4 protein-coding genes and 1 pseudogene are annotated in these 6,452 nt (G+C 69.9%); 3 read left to right on the top strand and 2 right to left on the bottom strand.

All coding sequences use genetic code 11. The features are described from left to right. Nucleotides 1-233: pseudogene (locus EIO58_RS18580) on the top strand (alanine racemase); the annotation flags it as partial. Nucleotides 234-287: 54 nt separating this feature from the next. Here EIO58_RS18580 and EIO58_RS01380 read toward each other — a convergent pair. After that, the gene (locus EIO58_RS01380; protein ID WP_127817899.1) at nt 288-506 is read right to left on the bottom strand and encodes a DUF7455 domain-containing protein; all 219 of its coding nucleotides are present in this window, start codon (nt 504-506) and stop codon (nt 288-290) included. A 168-nt stretch (nt 507-674) separates the two neighbouring features. Between EIO58_RS01380 and EIO58_RS01375 the strand changes: the two genes are divergently transcribed. Beyond that, nucleotides 675-2,762, top strand: a complete 2,088-nt coding sequence (locus tag EIO58_RS01375; protein ID WP_446723853.1) for a DNA gyrase/topoisomerase IV subunit B — start codon at nt 675-677, stop codon at nt 2,760-2,762. 40 nt (nt 2,763-2,802) lie between these two features. Here EIO58_RS01375 and EIO58_RS01370 read toward each other — a convergent pair whose 3' ends face one another. Next, a complete protein-coding gene (locus EIO58_RS01370; RefSeq protein ID WP_127817898.1) occupies nt 2,803-5,262 on the bottom strand; it encodes a DNA gyrase/topoisomerase IV subunit A in 2,460 nt (819 codons plus the stop codon). 67 nt (nt 5,263-5,329) lie between these two features. Here EIO58_RS01370 and EIO58_RS01365 point away from each other — a divergent pair, with 67 nt between their 5' ends. Continuing rightward, nucleotides 5,330-6,445: an alkaline phosphatase family protein gene (locus EIO58_RS01365; protein ID WP_205789074.1), complete on the top strand. Its 1,116-nt coding sequence runs from the start codon at nt 5,330-5,332 to the stop codon at nt 6,443-6,445. The last annotated feature ends 7 nt before the right edge of the window (nt 6,446-6,452 follow it).

Raw genomic sequence — 6,452 nt, 5'->3', positions numbered from 1 at the left:
GTCGCGCCCGCGTCGCGACGCCCGGCGGGTCGCGTACGCTCCTGCGCATCGGGCCGTTCGACGCCGACGTCGCGGGCTGGGACGGAGCGCGCATCGGCGACGAGGTGGTGATCTTCGGGTCGCCGGCCGACGGCGCGCCGAGCCCGACCGACCTGGGCGAGGCCGCCGGGACTGTCGGCGAGGAGCCGCTGCTGCGAGTCTCGCCGCTGATCCCGCGGGTCTACGCGGGCTGAGAACGGCGACGGCGCCCTCCGGAAGAACCGGATGGGCGCCGTCTCTGCCTGGAGTCAGGCCTGAAGTCGCTCGGTCTCGTCGTGCCACGATGTGGCGATGGTGCGCAGCTTCTCTTCGTACTTGCGGCCGTGGTGCGCGCAGAAGAGCAGTTCGCTGCCGTTGACCTCGGCCGCGATATAGGCCTGGGCCCCGCACGAGTCGCACCGGTCCACCGCGGTGAGGCGGTAATCGAGGACGGTGGCGTTCTCCGTGGGTGTCGAAAGCGTGGTCATCTCGTTCCCTCCTCGTATGCGTAGAACTCCGTTGCGGTCATGAAATACAACCACGGCCTGGATGCGAGAATGCCGCGAACCGGGGACATTTCGCTGAGCGCGTAGCGCGCGCCGTCGGGGAGCGTGTCGACCCTGCACCGGGCGACCCCGCGATTACGATGGGAGATTGTGACCGCCGAGTACTCCGCCCATCATCTCCAGGTGCTCGAGGGACTCGAGGCGGTCCGCAAGCGCCCGGGCATGTACATCGGATCCACCGACTCCCGCGGCCTCATGCACTGCCTCTGGGAAATCATCGACAACTCCGTCGATGAGGCGCTCGGGGGCCACGGATCCCGCATCGACATCGTGCTGCACGCCGACGGCAGCGTCGAGGTCCGCGACCGCGCGCGCGGCATCCCGGTCGACATCGAGCCGCGCACCGGGCTCTCGGGCGTCGAGGTCGTCTTCACCAAGCTGCACGCGGGCGGCAAGTTCGGCGGAGGCTCCTACGCGGCTTCGGGCGGACTGCACGGTGTCGGCGCATCCGTCGTCAACGCCCTTTCGGAACGCCTCGACGTCGAGGTCGACCGCGGCGGCAAGACGTGGGCGATGTCGTTCCACCGCGGCGAGCCGGGCGTGTTCGCGAACGGCAGCCCCGACTCGGCCTTCACGCCGTTCGAGGATCGCAGCGAGCTGCGCGTCGCGGGTCGCGCAGCGAAGGGCGTCACCGGCACACGCATCCGCTACTGGGCGGACCGTCAGATCTTCACGAAGGACGCCGCGTTCAACCTCCAGGAGCTCGAGCAGCGCGCGCGGCAGACCGCGTTCCTCGTTCCCGGGCTCGAGATCGTCATCCGCGACGAACGTCCGGCCTCGACCGCCGACACCGGGGCCCCGGTCGAAACGAGCTATCGCTTCGACGGCGGGATCTCGGAGTTCACCGAGTTCCTCGCTCCGGATGCCGCCGTCACCGACACGTGGCGGCTCACCGGCTCGGGCACGTTCACCGAGACGGTGCCGGTGCTGCAAGCGACCGGAGCGATGATCCCCACCGAGGTCGAGCGCGAATGCCATGTCGACATCGCCGTGCGCTGGGGGACCGGGTACGAGACCGTATCGCGCTCGTTCGTCAACATCATCGCCACGCCGAAGGGCGGGACCCACCAGCAGGGCTTCGAGCAGGCGCTCATGAAGGTGCTCCGCACACAGATCGAGCAGAACGCCCGCCGCCTCAAGGTCGGCAACGACAAGCTCGAGAAGGACGACATCCTCGCCGGCCTGACCACGGTCCTCACCGTGCGACTGGCCGAACCGCAGTTCGAAGGGCAGACCAAAGAGGTCCTCGGCACGCCGGCGGTGCGACAGATCGTCTCCAACGTCGTCACGCGCGAGCTGACGGCTCGCTTCACCTCGGCCAAGCGCGACGACAAGGCCCAAACGTCGCTTCTGCTCGACAAGGTCGTCTCCGAGATGAAGGCGCGCATCTCGGCGCGCACCCACAAAGAGACTCAGCGCCGCAAGAACGCCCTCGAGTCGTCGTCGCTGCCCGCCAAGCTCGCCGACTGCCGATCGAGCGACGTGGCCGAGTCGGAGCTGTTCATCGTCGAGGGCGATTCGGCGCTCGGCACGGCCAAGCTCGCGCGCAACAGCGAGTATCAGGCGCTGCTGCCGATTCGGGGCAAGATCCTCAACGTGCAGAAGGCGTCGATCAGCGACATGCTCTCGAATGCCGAGTGCGCCGCCATCATCCAGGTGATCGGTGCAGGCTCGGGCCGCTCGTTCGATCTCGATACCGCACGCTACGGCAAGATCATCCTGATGAGCGACGCCGACGTGGACGGCGCCCACATCCGCACGCTGCTGCTGACGCTCTTCTTCCGCTACATGCGCCCCCTCATCGAGGACGGCCGCGTGTTCGCCGCCGTCCCGCCACTGCACCGGGTGGTCGTCATGAACCCGGGCTCCAAGCCGAACGAGACGATCTACACCTACTCCGAGCAGGAGCTGCACGGTCTGCTCGCCAAGCTGAACAAGGCCGGCAAGCGGTGGCAGGAGCCGATCCAGCGGTACAAGGGCCTCGGCGAGATGGACGCCGATCAGCTGGCGACGACGACGATGGATCGTGCCGGCCGCACGCTCCGCCGCGTGCGGATGACGGATGCCGAGGCTGCGGCATCCGTCTTCGAACTGCTCATGGGGAACGACGTCGCGCCTCGCAAGGAGTTCATCATCGACTCCAGCGACCGCCTCGGACGCGAGCGCATCGACGCGTGACGCAGGCGCGGCTTCCCACGAATGAGGGGCCGGCCCGACGTCAGCGGACGCCGGTGCCGATCGCGCCGATCACGCCGTCGAGAGCGGTACCCGACGCGTCGCGCTTGGCTCCCGAAGCCGGAAGGGTGCGTGTGGCGCCGTCCGCACCCACAGCGCGCGGCTCGGTGCCCACCCAGGCGACGGTCACGGCGTCCTCGCCCTTCAGGAACCGCTGAGCCCGCACGCCGCCGGTCGCACGACCCTTCGCCGGGAACTCGCTGAACAGCGACACCTTGGCGCTGCCCGCGTCCGTTCCGGGGATCGCGGTCGTCGAGCCGGCCACCGTGACCACCACCGCCTCGAATTCCGACGGCCCGACGACATCGAACGAGACGACGTGCGCACCCTCGCTCAGGCGGATGCCGGCCATGCCGCCCGCCGAACGCCCCTGCGGGCGCACCGACGACGCGTCGAACCGGAGAAGCTGCGCGTCGCTGGCGATGAACACGAGTTCCGCACCATCCGAGGCGGGGGCGGCGCCGACCACGCGGTCGCCATCCTTGAGGGCGATGATCTCGATGTCGTGCTTTGTGCCCAGCTCTGAGGCGGCGACGCGCTTGACGACGCCCTCCAGGGTTCCGAGGGCGATCGGCGGGGCATCCGTCAACGGCACCAGCGCCACGACGTGCTCACCGCCCGAGAGGCCGAGATACTGGTCGGCGCGGGTGCCCGCGGCGAGCTGGACCGAGTTGCCCGGCACCGACGGAAGGTCGACGGGGGACAAGCGCACCAGGCGGCCCGCGCTCGTGACAGCTCCGAGATCGCCGCGTGTCGTCGCATCGACGGCCGAGCGGATCGCATCGTGCTTGGAGCGCCGCGCGGGCGGCACGATGCCCCCGCCCGGCGCATCGGCGGTGAGCTCCGCACGGACCATGCGCCCGGTCGCCGAAAGGAACACCCGGCAGGGGGCGTCCGCGATCTGCAGGTCCGCGGCTGCGGCGGCGGCACGCGACCGCGGCACCACCGGACCACCGTTCATCAGCAGCGTCCGCCGAGGTGTCCCGAACGCCTCTGCCGCGGCGTCCAGCTCGCGCGCGACCTGGGCGCGCAGGAGCACGTCGCTGGCCAGCAGCTCCTCGAGCTGGGCGATCTCGGCCTTGAGGCTGTCGCGCTCGGTCTCGAGCTCGAGGCGCGAGAACTTCGTGAGGCGCCGCAGGCGCAGTTCGAGGATGTACTCCGCCTGGGCGTCCGACAGGTCGAACACGTCGATGAGGCGGCCGCGCGCCTGCTCGCCGTCGTCGGAAGTGCGGATGACCTGGATGACCTCGTCGATGTCGAGGATCGCGATCAAGAGGCCCTCGACCAGGTGCAGACGCTCCCTGCGCCGGTTGAGGCGGTGCCTGCTGCGGCGGGTGACGACGCTGATGCGGTGATCGAGGTAGACCCTCAGCAGCTCGCGGAGACCGAGCGTCTGCGGCTGCCCCTCGACGAGTGCGACGTTGTTGATGCTGAACGAGTCCTCGAGAGGCGTCAGCCGGTAGAGGTGGTCGAGGACGGCCTGCGGATCGAAGCCCGTCTTGATGCCGATCACCAGGCGCAGCCCGTTGTGGCGGTCGGTGAGGTCGGTGACGTCGGAGATGCCCTGGAGCTTCTTCGCGTTGACGGCGTCCTTGATCTTGTCGATCACCCGCTCAGGGCCCACGAGGTACGGCAGCTCGGTGACGACCAGGCCGGTGCGGCGCGGGCCGAGCGACTCGATCGAGACCTTCGCGCGTGTGCGGAAGCTGCCGCGCCCGGTCGCATACGCGTCCTTGATGCCGTCGAGGCCGACGATGATGCCGCCGCCGGGCAGATCGGGACCCGGCACGAACTCCATGAGCTCTTCGACGGTGGCATCCGGGTTCTCGAGCAGGTGCGTGGCCGCCCCGGCCACCTCGATGAGGTTGTGCGGCGCCATGTTCGTCGCCATGCCGACCGCGATGCCCGCCGTACCGTTGACGAGCAGGTTGGGGAAGGCCGCCGGCAGCACCTCGGGCTGCTGGAACTGGCCGTCGTAGTTCGGGATGAAGTCGACGACGTCTTCGTCGAGGTTCTCGGTGAGCGCGAGCGCTGCCGCCGCGAGCCGGGCCTCCGTGTAGCGGGGCGCGGCGGGGCCGTCGTCGAGCGAGCCGAAGTTGCCATGGCCGTCGACCAGCGGCACGCGCAGCGAGAACGGCTGCGCGAGGCGCACGAGGGCGTCGTAGATGGGCGCGTCGCCATGGGGATGGAGCTTTCCCATGACCTCGCCGACGACCCGGGCGCTCTTGACGTGGCCGCGGTCGGGCCGCAGGCCCATATCGGACATCTGGAACAGGATGCGCCGCTGCACCGGTTTGAGCCCGTCGCGCGCGTCGGGAAGGGCCCGCGAATAGATGACGGAGTAGGCGTACTCGAGAAACGACGTCTGCATCTCGGAAGAGACGTCGACATCTTCGATACGACCGTGGTCGGCGGGTGCGGAGTCGGTGCGGGAAGCGGGCATAGACGTGTGAGGCCTCGGGTGACGGCGGAGCGGAGGGGCGGTTCAGCGGTATGCGAGACTGGCCCCGATGTCCCTCAGCCTACCCGTGGACCCGCCCCGGGCCCGGAGCCTCACCCGTGTCGTGCCCGAGATGTCGGCGGCGCTCGATGGCCGCTCGGACTGGCTCGCACCCGCAACGAGCGCGATCGTGTGGGTCGTGGACGGCCTCGGCGCGCACAACCTGTCGGCGCGGGCCGGGCACGCGCGCTCCCTGGCGGACGCGCGTGCGAAGCGGGATGCCGTGCGCACGGTATTCCCGTCGACGACGGCGGCGGCCCTCACGAGCCTGCTGACCGGCGTGATGCCGGGTCAGCACGGCATCGTCGGCTACCGGGCACGCGTGCCAGGGACGGACGACGTGATCAACCAGCTCCGCGGCTGGGAGACAGACGGCCTGCCGCCGTCCTTCCAGCGCGCGCAGCCCCTGTCCGCGACCCTCGGCCGGCCGTTCTTCGCGGTGTCGCGCCGGGAGTACGAGGGCACGGGCTTCACGGCGGTGACCCTCGCCGACGCCGTCTTCCACGGCTCCGACGATCTCGACGAACGCGTGCGCATCGCCGCCGACCTCGCGGCGCGGCATCCGGGATCCCTCACGTACCTCTACGCGCCCGATCTCGACAGCATCGGCCACAAGCGCGGCTGGGAGTCGGACGAATGGGTGGCGGTGCTGGAACGCGTGGATGCCGCGGCCCGCGCCCTGTCGTCGGCCCTCGCGCCCGGCACCGGTGTCATCGTGACCAGCGATCACGGCATGATCGATGTCCCCCGTCACCGCCACGTGCTTCTCGCCGACGGCGACCCGCTCCTGGACGGCGTCCACCTCCTCGGCGGCGAGCCGCGGATGCTGCACGTGTACACCGCGCCAGGGGCGGCCGATGCGGTACTGGCGCAGTGGCGCGAAGCGGAGGGCGCGCGCTCGTGGGTGCTGTCGCGCCGCGAGGTCGTCGAGTCGGGGCTCATGGGCGTGGTGGATCCCGAGGTCGCCGGGCGGATCGGCGACGTCATCGTCGCACCGCGCGCAGGCATCGCGTACTACGACGACCGGCTCTCAGACAAGGCGCCGCAGAGGATGGTCGGTCAGCACGGCTCGCTCACCGACGAAGAGCGGATCGTCCCGCTGATCCGCCTCGGAGCGTTCGCCTGATCTCTCT

The organism is Microbacterium sp. CPCC 204701, from assembly GCF_004010105.1.
Classification (GTDB): domain Bacteria; phylum Actinomycetota; class Actinomycetes; order Actinomycetales; family Microbacteriaceae; genus Microbacterium.
This window is presented reverse-complemented; position numbering and strand designations above follow the sequence as displayed.